General features: G+C 44.0%; 13 protein-coding genes. 9 read left to right on the forward strand and 4 right to left on the reverse strand.

Going from position 1 to position 15,065, the window contains the following annotated elements; translation table 11 throughout:
• Positions 1 to 68 precede the first annotated feature (68 nt).
• Genes B3F51_RS07275 through B3F51_RS07285 form a run of 3 tightly spaced genes read right to left on the reverse strand, consistent with a single transcriptional unit; the run spans position 69 to position 2,149 of the window.
• Positions 69 to 515 carry a hypothetical protein gene (locus B3F51_RS07275; RefSeq protein ID WP_286946348.1) on the reverse strand — a complete coding sequence of 149 codons (447 nt, stop codon included), beginning with the start codon at positions 513 to 515 and terminating at the stop codon, positions 69 to 71.
• Positions 508 to 1,131, reverse strand: coding sequence for a GTP-binding protein (locus tag B3F51_RS07280; protein ID WP_070370271.1), 624 nt, complete (start codon positions 1,129 to 1,131; stop codon positions 508 to 510). The genes B3F51_RS07275 and B3F51_RS07280 overlap by 8 nt, the downstream gene beginning before the upstream one ends.
• 1 nt (position 1,132) lies before the next feature.
• The gene (locus tag B3F51_RS07285; RefSeq protein WP_286946350.1) at positions 1,133 to 2,149 is read right to left on the reverse strand and encodes a uroporphyrinogen decarboxylase family protein; all 1,017 of its coding nucleotides are present in this window, start codon (positions 2,147 to 2,149) and stop codon (positions 1,133 to 1,135) included.
• Positions 2,150 to 2,591: 442 nt separating this feature from the next.
• Between B3F51_RS07285 and cls the strand changes: the two genes are divergently transcribed.
• From cls to B3F51_RS07320, 7 genes are all read left to right on the forward strand, one after another.
• Positions 2,592 to 4,118, forward strand: coding sequence for a cardiolipin synthase (gene cls / locus B3F51_RS07290; RefSeq protein WP_286946352.1), 1,527 nt, complete (start codon positions 2,592 to 2,594; stop codon positions 4,116 to 4,118).
• Between the two features lie 15 nt (positions 4,119 to 4,133).
• Complete coding sequence (locus B3F51_RS07295; RefSeq protein ID WP_286946353.1) at positions 4,134 to 4,916, forward strand: carbon-nitrogen family hydrolase; 783 nt, start codon at positions 4,134 to 4,136, stop codon at positions 4,914 to 4,916.
• Positions 4,917 to 5,198: 282 nt separating this feature from the next.
• A complete protein-coding gene (locus tag B3F51_RS07300; RefSeq protein ID WP_286946354.1) occupies positions 5,199 to 6,365 on the forward strand; it encodes a leucine-rich repeat protein in 1,167 nt (388 codons plus the stop codon).
• Between the two features lie 216 nt (positions 6,366 to 6,581).
• Entirely contained in the window at positions 6,582 to 7,847 is a 1,266-nt protein-coding gene (locus B3F51_RS07305; RefSeq protein ID WP_228878249.1) for a carbohydrate-binding domain-containing protein, read from the forward strand.
• Positions 7,848 to 8,134: 287 nt separating this feature from the next.
• On the forward strand, positions 8,135 to 8,683 hold the full coding sequence (locus B3F51_RS07310; RefSeq protein WP_070370265.1) for a TetR/AcrR family transcriptional regulator C-terminal domain-containing protein: 549 nt from the start codon (positions 8,135 to 8,137) through the stop codon (positions 8,681 to 8,683).
• A 213-nt stretch (positions 8,684 to 8,896) separates the two neighbouring features.
• The gene (locus tag B3F51_RS07315; RefSeq protein WP_286946356.1) at positions 8,897 to 10,045 is read left to right on the forward strand and encodes an iron-containing alcohol dehydrogenase; all 1,149 of its coding nucleotides are present in this window, start codon (positions 8,897 to 8,899) and stop codon (positions 10,043 to 10,045) included.
• 247 nt (positions 10,046 to 10,292) lie between these two features.
• Positions 10,293 to 12,101, forward strand: a complete 1,809-nt coding sequence (locus B3F51_RS07320) for a PocR ligand-binding domain-containing protein (RefSeq protein ID WP_250933752.1) — start codon at positions 10,293 to 10,295, stop codon at positions 12,099 to 12,101.
• 68 nt (positions 12,102 to 12,169) lie between these two features.
• On the opposite strand, the gene B3F51_RS07325 is transcribed toward B3F51_RS07320, so the two are convergent.
• Positions 12,170 to 13,096: a polysaccharide deacetylase family protein gene (locus tag B3F51_RS07325; RefSeq protein WP_286946357.1), complete on the reverse strand. Its 927-nt coding sequence runs from the start codon at positions 13,094 to 13,096 to the stop codon at positions 12,170 to 12,172.
• 290 nt (positions 13,097 to 13,386) lie between these two features.
• Between B3F51_RS07325 and B3F51_RS07330 the strand changes: the two genes are divergently transcribed.
• Both B3F51_RS07330 and B3F51_RS07335 read left to right on the forward strand, forming a co-directional pair.
• The gene (locus B3F51_RS07330) at positions 13,387 to 14,304 is read left to right on the forward strand and encodes an AEC family transporter (RefSeq protein WP_070370261.1); all 918 of its coding nucleotides are present in this window, start codon (positions 13,387 to 13,389) and stop codon (positions 14,302 to 14,304) included.
• 178 nt (positions 14,305 to 14,482) lie between these two features.
• Positions 14,483 to 15,022 (forward strand): DUF2284 domain-containing protein, encoded by a 540-nt coding sequence (locus B3F51_RS07335; RefSeq protein WP_070370260.1) that lies wholly within the window; start codon positions 14,483 to 14,485, stop codon positions 15,020 to 15,022.
• The last annotated feature ends 43 nt before the right edge of the window (positions 15,023 to 15,065 follow it).

A 15,065-nucleotide genomic window follows, 5' to 3' on the forward strand; every position in this document is an offset into this window, starting at 1 on the left:
AAAATACCTGTTACGCAGCATATAATAATGCGGTAACAGGTATTTTTCAAGTTCGTTTAGATACGGCATTAGGCCAAGCGGTAAGGGCCCAGAACGGTGTTGAGAATCGCAGTCAACTGCTCAGGTAAGATACCGAAGACAATCGCCACTCCTTCTACCTGACAGCGACGGCTGTCGTTGTAATGCCAATCGGATTTTTCTTCGGTGAGGGAAATCATACAGCTTTGACCTTCGGCAGTCAGATTGGCCTTGATATGGCCGATGATCCCCCCCAGTTCAGTAATTTGGGCGGCGATTTTTTTAAGCGCCGCATCCAGGGTGGTTACTGCTTCTTCAAAGCTCAACTCAATCGTTAAGCGATATGAGCCAACCAGGCTGGCATCATGGGTTTTTACCGTAATCGCTTGAGGGTTGTGTTGATGGCGCTCAGGTTGATGGGCGGGCGCAGCATGGTGATGGTCACCATGACAACCACAATTTTCGTCATGACGATGGTGAGGTTGTTGGCTATTCATTGATTGGTGCCTCCTGTTCGGTATTCAAGATGGTTCCCCAAATGACCGGGTCAATCGGCTGGGCGGCGCTGATTCTGAAGCATTTGGCGTGGTCGTTAAAGGATCGGATGGAAGTCTCCACTTCGGACAAGGTCTGGTCGTCGACCAGATCGATCTTATTGATCAGAATCACATCAGCAGCTTCCAGTTGCCCTTCCAGGAGCATCTCCATAGGCTGCAGCAGCCGCAACCAGCGTTTGGCATCGGTGATACAGGTGACCTGAACCGTAAGTTCTGGCAGCGACTGGTTGATGGTCTGGCGGATGTTATCGGGAAAGGCCACGCCAGTCGTTTCCATGATTATCAGCTCGGGATTGAAATCGGTTCTGATCCGATGCAGATTCAGAATCAGTTCTCCGGACATGGTACAGCAGACGCAGCCGGAAAATAGATTGGTTACCTGGTAGCCGTTTTTTTTGAGTAAGCTGTCATCAACACTGACCTCACCGATTTCATTTTCAAGAATGACCACCCGGGTCGTATTGGAAGGCTGATTCCCGATCAGATGGCCAGCCAGCTGCAATAAAACGCTGGTTTTTCCGGAACCCAGAAATCCCCCTAAGATAATAATGTTCATATTAATTGTAAACTGTTTTGCTCAGACGATTTGCTTCATCGACGATCCAGCCGTTGACTTCCTGAACCTTGGGGTCAAAATAATCCAGCGAGGTCAGCATCCCATTGAAGATAAAACCGCCGTTGGGTGCAAGTCGATCAAAGGTGTTCCGAACCGCTTCCCGGACTTCTTCTTCATCGACCACTGGCCAGGTGCTGGGCATTCTAAATTCAAAACCGCCGTTGATTGCCAGCTTGGCGCCATATTTTTGTTTTACTCCCACCAGATCATTTTCAACCTGAGCCGGATCCCAAACGTTGACCCCGATGTCCACCATTGAGGGGATCAAATCTTCGCAGCGACCGCAATTATGGTAAAAAATTGGAATATTTTCGTTTCTGACCAGATCCAGACATTTTTTATAACGGGGTACAAAGATCTCTTCAAATAATTTGGGCGAAATAAAGGGGTTGAGTTTTGAAGCGGTATCATCGAGCAGGTAATAGCCTTCCGGTTTATAAAAGTGAAGCAGATTTTTGGTGATATAGAGGGAGTGTTCCAGCATGTAGTCAAGCAGCTCTTCAACTTCTTCCTGTTCTTCATAGATGGCGCAAAGCCCCTCAGTAAAGCCCATAAACCCGATGAACTGCTGAAATAAGTCAGCAAATCCACTGAGAACAAAGGCTGTTTGGTCAGGATCCTGAACGTATTTTTTACGGTCATCCCGTGCTGCTGCTTCCCAGTCAAAGCCGGTATAGTCCGGAGCTTTGATCACATCCCGCCATTTAGTCACATCGGTCAAAATAAAGTCATTGGGTTTTGGCAGGGCGGCAAAATTAATTTCTTCACCGGTTACAAAGGTGACGCCCCAAGGGTCGACACCGCCCCCAGGCCCCCGAAAACTGCCTAAAATACAGGGGTCGGCCATGGTAAGAAGCGGTGCATTAGGACCGAAATAAGATGAAACCGGCACATATTCCGGCATTTCGCCCCGGGCTACCCGTAAAAAATTTTCCTTCTGAGTTAAATGAGCTGTCATGCTTGTCCTCCTTAATGGTTGAATTATAAACAAGTTTAATATTCAAATACGGTTTTGTCAACACATTTGTAATAATAAATAAATTTACCATAATATCGTTTTCATAAACGATAGTTGTCCTGATATCATAATAAAATGATGCAATACCTAAAAAATATGTGAACTGGTCAGCAAGTAAAAGCTTCTCGGTTAAAAAAAATCGATTGATGGTGACTGCGATTATTAAATAAATTCAAAATATGTAAGTGAGACAAGTAAGGCAGAGCTTACCGATAAAAGCTGCTTAGTCAATAGGTTTTGTTAATCCGCTAAAAACGCCGTTAGCTGGTTGTGTCTGACTTAAACATAGCATATAATTAAAAAAGTATAAAAATACAAAAAAAGTAGTCAGCGAAATCGGGGAGATCCGATTTTTTATGAAATGAGTGGGAGAGAGGTTGCAATGAGAAGTTCGTCGAACCATTATCAAAACAGGTTCAGGTTGATCGTCAATGTGGTTTTAATTGCTTTGCAATTAGGAATCATCGGATTGGTTATCCTGCAGTTTTCTGAAGATGCAGTGGTTGCCTATTGGATCATTGAAGGGGTGGCTGTTTTTGTGGTGCTTAATATTGTCTATCGCAAAAAGACGGCCGCCTATAAAATTTCATGGATCATTTTTGTGTTGGCATTTCCAGCCGTCGGGATTGTTATTTATTTTATCTGGGGACGGCAGCGGGTTCCCAAAAAATCAAAAAAACGCTGGGATGAAGTGAATCAGCGTACCTTTTTAAGATTGGAACAGAACCAGGCTGTGTTGGAATCGATTGATGACAAGAGCATCAGAAAACAGGTGGAGCTGGTTCATCGGCTGAGTGATCTGCCGGTTTGGCAAAATACCCGAACGACCTATTTGAAGCTGGGCGAGGACATGCATCGGGCGAACCTGGCAGCCATTAAAACGGCTGAAAAATTTATTTTTCTGGAATATTTTATTGTTACCGGTGGTAAAATGTACGATGAACTGATGGCCGCCCTCTATGAAAGAGCGGCGGCCGGGGTAGAAATCCGGATGTTGGTGGACGAGATGGGAAGTCTGTCGACCCTGCCCAAAGATTTTTATCAAAGCTGTGCGGCACACGGGATAAAGAGTATTCCGTATAACCCTTTTTCGCCATCACTGTTTAAGTTTATCAGCTTTCGGGATCACCGCAAGATGACCATAGTTGATGGCCGGGTGGCCATCACCGGTGGCATTAATATCGGTGATGAATACATCAATCAAAAGGTGCGTTTCGGCCATTGGAAGGATATGGCCATTCGGCTCGAAGGGGCGGCGGTTTTTAGCCTCACCACCATGTTTATTAATATGTGGGACTACTCGACCGGGGCGATTTCGCAACTGGACGCTTTTAAGGGGACAGCCGCCCCGGAAACAGGCAATGAATTGGTGATGCCGTTTTGTGATGGGCCGATGAACCCCCGAAATCCGGCGGCCAACACCTATATGACAATTTTTGCCAACGCTAAAGAGTATCTTTATTTGACGACCCCTTATCTGATTCTGGATACGGATCTGACGAACTGTATTTTGCTGGCAGCCCGTAGCGGAGTGGATGTGCGCATCATTACCCCGGGTATTCCCGATAAAAAACTGGTTTATGCCACCACCCGGGCATTTTACGGCGATCTGCTGGCTGAAGGGGTGCGGATTTATGAATACACCCCGGGCTTTATTCATGGCAAGGTACTGGTCACCGACGATCAGGTTGCTATCGTTGGCTCCATCAATATGGACTATCGCAGCCTGACCTGGAATTACGAATGCGGTACCTGGGTTTGCAGCTCGCCAACAGTGCAGGAAATCAAGGCGGACTTGATGGATTGTATCAATGCGAGTCGGGAAGTGCATTATTCGGATTGGGAGCAAACCGCATTTTTAACAAAAGTGGGGCAGGCAGTTTTAAGAATTATGGCACCCTTGATGTAATTGAAAGGATATCAAATGAAAATATGTGCAATTCAAATGCAGGTGATCCTAAAACAGATCGACCTTAATTATCGTAATGCCGAGGGCTTAATTCGTCAGGCTGCAGCCGCTGGGGCAGATGTAGCGGTGTTGCCGGAAATGTGGAGTGGCGGGTTTATTACCGATGATCTGGATGAGCAGTTGGCGGATGGGCAACGGGCGAAAGCGTTTCTGAGCCAATTGGCCGAGGAACTGCAGATAAACATTGTCGGAGGTTCGGTGGCCACGAAAAAAGGCAGTTATTTTTATAATACCGGCTACGTGGTGAATCGGCAGGGAGTAATTATTGCCGATTATGACAAGGCCCACCTGTTTAGTTATGCCGGTGAAGACAAGCGTTTCGGGGCGGGCCAGCAGTTGGTTACCTTTGACCTTGACGGCATTCCCTGCGGGATCATCATCTGTTATGAGATCCGTTTCCCCGAATGGGTCAGAAAACAGGCGCTGGCTGGTACAAAGGTGCTTTTTGTCCCGGCTGAATGGCCCTTACCCCGGGTTCGTCATTGGCGGGTTCTGAATCAGGCCCGGGCCATCGAAAACCAGTTTTTTGTGGTCGCCGTTAATGGCTGTGGTGCGGCAGTAAAGGATCAACAAAACGCTGGCAACTCGATGATCATTGATCCTCTGGGCAAGCTACTGGCAGATGCTGGAGCTGATCCGGAAGAAAAATTGATTATCGCCGATGTGGACGTGGCTGAACTGGATCAAACCAGAAAGAGCATGACCGTTTTTAAAGATCGGAGACCTGAATTGTATTAAGAAAGCTTGGATAATGATATTATACCAAAAAAAGATGCGTTACCTGGTAGCGGATCTTTTTTTATGGCATCAGTAAAACGACACCCATCGTTTAAATCCATGAGTTCAGGGTAAGATGATCATATAAGCAAAGGTTTTACAGAAGACGATGAACAGATCGCGATCAGATTAGTTCATTGAAGAACATGGTAAAGAATTAATTTAGACAATTGCGAAAGTACCGTAAGCGGTGTTTTTAGTTTCGCAAGCACGAATGCGTATTTTTAAAAAAGGAGGCCAAAAATGAACGGGTTAGTAAAACAAGTTTTTTGTGGGCTGATCATTGCTGGTATCTGTGTGTTTCCAATCGGTATTATGGCTAAAGAACAGAATCACGATACTGAATTAATCAAAAACCTTGATTTGGAAGCCAGTGATGAAAACCAGAGCTTAAATGAAGGAACACAACGGTCAGAAATTTCGCTTAACAGCATTCATGCCGGGGATTACTGGTATGATACGATCGTCGGGGGAATCAGGATTGTTGCCTATACGGGAAGCGGTGGTAATGTCGATATCCCAGCTACACTTGATGGCAAAAGTGTGCTGGAAATAGGCAACGATGTATTTAACGGAAACACCAGCTTAACGGGTGTGAACCTGCCTAACAGTGTGACAAGTTTGGGGATGCGTTCGTTTTACAATTGTCCCAATCTGGATTCGGTCTTTTTAGGAAACGGTTTAACAACCATCGGAAATGGTTCGTTCTGGGGTGCCCAGGCGCTGAACAGCATCATTATCCCCAGTTCCGTTACGACCATTGGTTATGCGGCCTTTGCCAATTGCAATGCCCTGACTAAAATTACTATTTTTAACAGTACCCTAACTTTTGATGGACAGGTGTTCGGAACCATTCCCCATCTTACCATCTACGGTTATGCCGGATCGACCGCAGAATCGTATGCGTATGCAAATATGCGACCCTTTATCAGCCTGCCTGCTTCCTATGTGGATGTGTACTATTCCACGCATGTTCAGAATGTCGGCTGGCAGAGTGCCAAAAAAAATGGTGAAATCAGTGGGACGGTTGGCCAGGGCCTGCGCCTGGAAGGAATCAAAATTCTGGTGGATAACAGCGAAGTCAATGTGGCCATTCAGTATCAGACCCATGTTCAGAATATCGGTTGGCAACCAATGGTCAGCAACGGTGACCTTAGTGGAACAACCGGTCTTAGTCTGCGTCTGGAAGGAATCCGGATTGAGCTCGATGGTGTCGATGTGGGTAAATATGATGTTTATTATCGTGTCCATGCCCAGAATTATGGCTGGTTGGACTGGGCTAAAAACGGTGCCAGTGCCGGTACCGAAGGGATGGCACTGCGGTTGGAAGGCATTCAGATCATCGTCGTGCCAAGTGGTTCGGCGGCCCCGGGAGCGACCGCCATGCCGTTTGCCAGCAGCTTGAATTAACAAAACTAAGTCAAAAAAAAGACTTTGGTGAAATGCTGGACTTGAATGCCAACGGCTAACAAAAAAAGATTTCAAATAATTTATTTTTTTTAAATATTTTTGTTATTTATGATAAAAGAGGGTAAAAACAATATCGTAGTGATAACTGTGTAATTTCACACCAGTTGGGGTGTGATGTACACAGAAAACAATTCCATTGAAAGGAGGAATAGTGAAGTGAAAAAAATGTCGAAATTGATGGCTTTGTTGCTGGTTGTGATGATGGTGTTAATGTTAATACCGGTATCAACATTTGCCGCAGAAGAAGTTGTTGAAGAACCAACACTCGTGGTTCTGGAAGTTGAGGGAGCACCAGTTGATGAGGTGCTAAATACCGCAGTAGAAACGCCAGCAGCAGAAACGCCTGCAGTGGAAACGCCAGCGGCGGTTGAACCAGTGGCAGCAGCGCCGGCAGTGGAAACGCCAGCTGCTGAAACCCCAGCTGCTGATGCACCGGTTGTAGCCGTTGCAGAAGCACCAGTAATCGAAACTGCAGCAGATGAAGGAACCATTGAGGTAAAAGCAGTTCCCGCACTCGGTTTATGGAGAGATGCAACAACTTTTATTGATGTACTCCTGAACACCGTTGGTGCTGACTACTCTTATGATGCGATAACCAATGCTTTAACCTTAAACGGTTTTGTTGGCAAACAGGTTGTTGCAGCTGATATGGGTAGCAATTTTGCCATGATCCTCAAAGGTGAAAACCTTGTTGTGAATCCGGATGGCTGCGCAGTTGAAGTTGTCGGAAACCTGACCATGGGCGGACCTGGCGAACTGACGGCAGTCGGCGAATATTCAGCAATTCATGTCATGGACGGCGATCTCGTGCTTAATGATGGTGATTATGAATTAACCGCTTTAACAAGTGACAATACCCATAATGCCTATGGTATACTTGTTGACAATGGTGATTTAATCATCAATGACGGATGGCTTGATGCAACGGCAGTCCATACTGGAACCGGCGGAGCCTATGGTCTCTGGGCAGACAATGACCTGGTAATCAACGGCGGCGATGTCGATGTCATTACTGATTCAGTTAGTGGCCAGAGCATGGGTATTGGCGCTGGCGATGATGCCATCGTTAAAGGCGGATACACAACTGTTAAATCAACCACCGAAACTGGTGTAGCAACTGCATTATATGCAGCTAGCTGGGTTGTAATCCGAGATGGTATTCTGGATCTTTGTACCTCTGGTGGTGTTAATCCGTTAGCTATCTATGGCGGCGAAGGTGTTTGGATCAGTCCTTGCTATGGTGATGTCGATCTGACCGCATCCTGTTTGTATCTGGAACCATATCTCTGTTACCAGAAATCATCTTCTAACCCAAAAACTGGTACTCAAGACATGGGTCAAGATGCATTAATGGCTACTATGGGATTATTAGCACTGATGGGTATGGCTTATCTAATCAGCAAAAAAGAAATCAAAGCATAAATACACACACTATTCACAAAAAAGCAGTACAGTAGACGAAAACCATTGGTTTTAGTTGCGTTTATTGGTTGTTAAAAATGAACTCCGATTACTGATCGATTCATCACGAAATGATCAATAAAAGGAGTTCTTTTTATGTGGCCCATCTAAAAGAGCGTAACCGAGATTATTTTATGTGAGTTGATAAAATATTTCATTGACATCGATTACCGAGGTCGATAAGATTAATAAGAGAAACTGGTGATAAATTTGTAAAAAATTTAAATATTTAGTTAAGAGGGTTATCAATGGATGCAAATGATCGAACAAAAGAACGGTTGGCTCAGGGGATTAAAACGCTAATGGTTACAAAGCCTTTAGATAAAATAACCGTTAAAGAAATTGTTGATCAATGTGAATTAACAAGACAGACGTTTTATCGTTATTTTCAGGATAAATATGATTTGGTTAATTGGTATTTTGATAAATTGGCGCAACAATCAATTAAGCAGATGGGGGTCAGTCTTACGCTGGAAGAAGGCCTAACCCGTAAATTTGCCTTTGTCCGGGCGGAGAAAGATTTTTTTACAGCGGCATTTAAATCCAGTGACTGCAATTCGATTTTTGATTACGATTTAAAGCTGATAACGGATTATTATACGAATCGGATTGTCCAAAAAACCGGAAAGCCCCTGGAAAAAGATGATCAATTCCTACTGGACATGTATTGTCAGGGATCCATGGATATGACCTTTAAATGGGTGACCGAGGGGATGGTCATGGAGCCAGCTGAATTTGCTAAATTACTGATTGAGGCAATTCCGGAAAAGCTCAGACATTACTTGTTGTTTTTGTAGATTAATATTTTTATACCAATCGTTATCTGATAACAGCAGCTCTGTTATCAGATAACGATTGTTTTTTTGTTGGCAGAAAAAAGTGACACATTTTATTAACTGTCACTTATGTGACAGTTAGAGAGCTATGTCAATTGAATCACATCAAAAATTTGATAAAATGATAAAAGAAATGTAACTGTTTACAGTCGAAAAAATTTGGAGGTACCCAAAATGGCAAGAACCTATTATTTTCCACCAGTCGTAATTATGGAACCCGGTGCAATCGAACTCATTGCCCCGGAAATCAAACGGATGAATGTCAAAAAAGCATTAGTTGTAACCGATCAGGTGCTCATCGATGCTGGAATTGTCCAGGAAGTACTCAATGTGTTAGATAATGCTGAAGTGGCATATGCCATGTTTTCTGATGTTAAACCAAACCCGACAGTTACCAATGTCAACGCCGGTCTTCAGGCCTTGCAAGATAACGAATGCGATTTTGTAATCAGCATCGGTGGCGGATCACCCCAGGATACGGCCAAGGGAATTGCCATTTTAGCTACTAATCCCGGGGATCTGCGGGATTATGAAGGTGTTGGCAAAACCGCCAATAAATCATTACCAATCGTAGCGATCAATACAACGGCGGGAACCGCCAGTGAAGCAACGATTAATTATGTTATCACTGATGAAGATCGTAAACTGAAAATGGTTATTGTCGATCCAAACTGCCTGGCCACAGTGGCGGTTAATGACCCCAATTTAATGGTAAAAATGCCAAAATCATTAACAGCAGCCACCGGGATGGATGCCTTGACCCATGCCGTTGAAGGCTATACCACCGCCGGAGCTTCCCGGTTTACTGATTTATTCAACTTAGAAGCGATCAAAGCGATCGCTGGTAGTTTAAGAGAAGCGGTTGCCAACGGAGAAAATGTGGCGGCCCGGGATGATATGGCTTATGGACAATTTGTCACCGGTATGGGCTTCTCGAACGGCGGCTTGGGAATCGTTCATTCCATGGCTCACCAGCTGGGTGGTTTTTATGATCTGCCTCACGGCGTCTGCAATGCCATTTTGCTTCCTCATGTTGCAGCCTTCAATGCTGATGCGGTGGGTGATCGTTTAAAAGCGGTGGCAGAAGCAATGGGCGTTGATACAGCGCACAAAAGCAAAGAAGCAATTAACGAACTGGCCATTGAAGCCATCAAACAATTGTCTAAAGATGTTGGCATTCCCTCTGGACTGGCAGAAATCGGCGTTAAAGAAGAAGATTTCAGTGAATTGTCTGACCTGGCTCTGGCTGATATCTGTACCGGTGGAAATCCCAAATGCCCAACAAAAGATGATGTGATTGCCATTTACAAGGCAGCATTTTAATTTTGGGTATGGAAATCGCCTGATTGAGATAAGCAGAAAATAGACACGATAATAAGTTAAGAGGATTTGTCCGAACCGGGATAGATCCTCTTTTTCAATGAATGGGATCAAAGTTGAACAGATGCAGAAACGGATAAAATTTGAAGAAAATGAAGTGATTGGCAGAAGATCCAGGCATAAATCGCCAGCATTGGGGTATATAAGAATTGTTATGGTTCATAAAAGTTAGCTGAAAGGGTGAAGCCGCATGAATGACGCTATGTATCAATCGATTCTGGAACATGCCCCGATGGGTTATGCTTATCACAAAATTGTCTGTGATGAAGCCGGTAAGCCGTGTGATTATGAGTTTATTGAAGTCAATCCGGCTTTTGAAAAACTGACAGGGCTCTTTGGGGCTAAAATACTTGGGAAACGAATCACAGAGGTTTTGCCAGAAATTGTTAATGACAGCTTTGATTGGATTCGTTTCTATGGTGACATTGCTTTAAATGGTGGCAAAAAAGAGTTTGATCAATATACGGCGGCCCTTAACATTTGGTGTCGGGTCCTTGCATATGCCCCGAAAAAAGGTTTTTTTATTACCCATTTTATCGATATCACGAAGGAAAAGACACAATTGGAGGAATTGAACAATTTCTTTGAATTGAGCCTGGATTTTTTGTGCATTGCTGATATGGATGGATATTTTGTCAAAACAAACAGGGCGTGGGAAGAGGTGTTGGGGTACAGTTGCGAAGAATTGATCCGGACAAAATATCTGGATTTTGTCCATCCGGATGATGTTCAGGTAACCCGGGAGGTGATGAATCGTCTTAATGAACAGAACCCGGTGGTTAACTTTACCAATCGTTACCGGGCCAAAGATGGAACATATCATTGGATTGAATGGTCTTCCCGGCCCCAGGGAAAGTTGGTTTATGCGGCTGCCCGGGATATTACGGATCGCAAAAAAATCGAACAGCGATTAGAAAGGCGGATGCTGGAGTTGACCAGACCAGCTGAAGATACCAGCACAATTGACTTTTCTGAATTAATCGATCTGGAGACCATTCAGCGATTGCAGGATCAGTTTTCTGAGGCAACCGGTGTTGCTTCAGTGATCACCCTGACCGATGGCACCCCAATAACCGAACCCTCCAACTTCACCAGGCTTTGTCGGGATATTATTCGCAAGACTGTACGTGGCTGTCAGAATTGTTATAAATCGGATGCGGCAATTGGTGCCTATTCAGTCGACGGGCCCATCATTAAAAGATGTTTAAGTGGTGGTCTGTGGGATGCCGGGGCGGCGATTACGGTGGGTGGTAAACACGTGGCAAATTGGCTGATCGGTCAGGTCCGGGATGAAAACATCAAAGAGTCCCAATTAGTCGCTTATGCCCGGGAAATCGGTGCCGATGAAGATGATGTCTTGCGGGCATTTAGAGAAGTGCCCCGGATGTCCATCCAACGGTTTGAAAAAATTGCAAAATTACTCCATACCATTGCCAATCAGCTGTCAAATATGGCCTTCCAGAATCTGCTTCAAGCCCGCTTTATTAATGAAAAACGGCAAAATGAAAAAGAGATTCTCTATCTCAGCTATCATGATTATTTAACGGGGCTTTATAATCGCCGGTATTATGAACAGGAATTGGCGAGACTGGATAAAAAAGAAAATTTACCATTGACCCTTCTGCTGGGAGATGTTAATGGCTTAAAATTCGTCAACGATACGTTGGGACACTTGATGGGGGATGAGCTGTTAATCAAAACGGCCAGCATTATCAGCCAGGTCTGTCGCAAGGACGATATTGTTGCCAGACTGGGCGGGGATGAATTTATTGTGATCTTACCACGAACAGCGGGTTCGGTCATCGAAATGATGATCAATAAGATCAAAAGCCTAGCGGCAGCGGAAAAAGTCGGTGGATTGGCGGTATCCATTTCTTTTGGCTACGAAACAAAAAATAACGAGGCAGAAGATATCGAAGAAATATTTAAACGGGCGGAAGATGATATGTACCGTCATAAGCAATATGAAAGTACGGCAATACGACCCAGACCCAAATAGTAAACCCACCGCAAAAACGGTGGGTTTACTATTTGGGTCTATTGGTTATTCCGGGTAAAAACGGCCGGTTAAACTTCTAAATGGCGGGGATAGGTATAGTCCTTCTCCATCGGTAAAAAGACATAACCTTCAGCCTGGAGCGTTTCAATAACGATGGGAATGGCATTTCGGCTGGATTCTTTGAGTTCAGCATGGCATAAAACAACCGATACATCGTTTTCCCGACATCCTTCAATAATCGTTTGGGCAATAACATCACTTGGCGGTGGATCAGAGCAGCCGTCTCCGGAAGAAACATTCCAGTCGCTGTAATTAAAACCCCGACTAACGATGCCCTGAACACAGGCCTCATTGGAGTTTGTTGAACCACCTGGAAAACGAAAAACGTGGCTGGTTTCTTTTTGACCCGTTATTGATTTTTGGAATTGATCCAGCTCCTCAACATCGGCAAAAAAGGCTTCCGGATTGCTGTAAAGGCCGTAATCGTGGCTGCTGGTATGATTAGCCAGGGTATGGCCTTCATCAACAATCCGGCGATACATGGCTTTGGCATTGTCATTGTCATGGAGGGTGGTAAAAAAGGTGCCCTTGGCATCATATTCATTGAGTATATCAAGAAGTGCTCCGGTATTTTCGCTGGGGCCATCATCGAAGGTCAGAAAAACAACCTTGATCCCGGCAGTGTCTCCACTCCGAAGTCGAGCTTTTATATCGGCCAGGGGATCATCATCCGTCACCTGGGGTTTGGTTTCCGTTTTGGCATTCTGCTGATTATTACTGATTACGGTTTCTGTTTTGGCAGCATTGGGGTCGGACGAATTAGCAGATGAAGTCTGAAGGATCTGTTTTTGGGTATTAAAGGCTTCGGCCATTTTATTCATTAAAAAAAACAAAGACATGGTAATGATAACGAGAATAATCAGACTCATTGCCGAAAATGTCAGGAAACGGGGTAAATTTTTGATTCGTAATTTTGGGGTGGTTTTCTTTCTCATCGCTACCTCTATTGTTTTAAAATCAGAACATCGGGCAGTCTCGCCGAGGCTAACCCGTCTAAAGTTGATTGTAGCAGAAAACCAACTAAATGTGTAATTTATTTCTTGTTTTTTTAAAAAAAATATTGAATTCACATTGTAACCGCAAAGAGCGATTACTGCAGCATTAGACAAGGCTTAAGAGAATCGGCCAAAACCTTTAAACGGTTTCAAGTTTGAGCTCCTTTTGGCAATTGGGTTGAATTTAAACCGAGCTTGTGATAGGCTATTTTTATTTGAGGAGCAGGCCGATGGATATAATGGTGGTGATCAGCCAGATGTTGGAATTATTTTTGATTTTGGCTTTTGGATATATTGCAGCAAAGAAAAAAGTTGTCAGTGGGAATTTCGGATCACAGCTTTCGAATTTTATTTTAAGTATTACGCTGCCATGTATGATGCTGGCCTCGGTGGCAACCATGCCAGCCGATACCAATAATTCGGATGTCATTATGATGTTTATAATTTCCATTCTTTTTTATGTGGTGATGCCGTTTATTGCTTATTTGATTGTCCGAATCCTGATGGTGCCAAAAGAAGACCGTTACTTATACATGTATATGACCATTTGGTCTAATGTTGGCTTTATGGGTTTTCCTGTGATCGCATCGATTTTTGGGGAAAGCGCTATTTTTTATGCAACGATCTTTAATCTAATTTTTAATGTCAGCAACTTTACCCTGGGGATTATGCTGATGTCAAAAGAGGGTCGAAATGCGCTGGATGTAAGAAAGTTTTTATCCCCGGGGATGGTGTCATCGATTATTGCAGTTATTATGTTTGCCTGCCATTTTAAATTTCCGGAGCTTCTTAACGATACGTTAAAAACCGTCGGGTCGACGACGACGCCCCTGGCCATGATTGTAATCGGCATTGCTTTATCAGGGATTTCAGTTCGGAGCGTTTTTGCCGAGTTCAGACTGTATCCCTACGTGATTATTAAGCAGGTCTTGTTGCCCTTATTGGCCTGGGTGATTTTAAGAAATGTGATCATAAATCCCTATTTACTGGGAATTGTGATTATCATCATTGCGATGCCGGTGGCAACATCTTCGGTACTTTTTGCCAATCGCTACGAAAACAATGTTGCGCTGGCTACAAAAGGCGTTTTTATCACGACCCTGGCTTCGGTTGTTACGATTCCAATGATCGCATTTCTGTTAATGTGAACGATCGGTACAGATTCCCGATAATCTTTCTTCAAGCTTTGAAATTAAATGCGAGTAAGAGTTTGTTATTGTATGGTTGTTCAAGAAAAGGCTATATTTATACGAAAAAATGTGCTAGAATTATCATTAATTTAGTGAAAACTAAAAATAGTTATCACAGGAAAGCGGAGAAAACGAAATGATCGAATTAGCAGAAGTATTGGATCTGGCCGATAAAAGTGGATTTACGAGAGCAGCCAAACTTGAGGTTTCCACCATTGATTTAAACCCCGAAGTCAGACAAATGTGTGCCGATAATAAGTGTCAGATCTATGATACCAATTGGGCATGTCCACCGGGATGCGGAACATTGGAAGAATGTGGAACAAAGGTAAAAAATTACAAGCATGGCGTGATTGTTCAAACCACCGGCGAATTAGAAGACAGTTTTGATTTTGAAGGGATGGAAGAGATCAAGAACAAGCACAATGCCAGCTTTGATCGGCTGGTTGAAGCCCTGTTTGAAAAAAAAGCGGATATGCTTCCACTGGGCGATGGATGTTGTTCACTGTGTCAAAAATGTACCTATCCAGAAGATGCCTGCCGCTTTCCCGAGAAAGCCTTCTCATCCATGGAAGCCTTTGGAATTCTTGTTAGTGACTTGTGTAAACTAAATCAGCTTGAATATTACTATGGCCCTAATACCCTAACCTATGTTGGGTGTGTATTATTTAACTAGTCAGTTTGCCACGGAACCCTTTTAACAGATAGCAAATATGATC

The sequence above is a fragment of the Acetobacterium sp. UBA5834 genome (genome assembly GCF_002435675.1).
Taxonomy (GTDB): domain Bacteria; phylum Bacillota; class Clostridia; order Eubacteriales; family Eubacteriaceae; genus Acetobacterium; species Acetobacterium wieringae.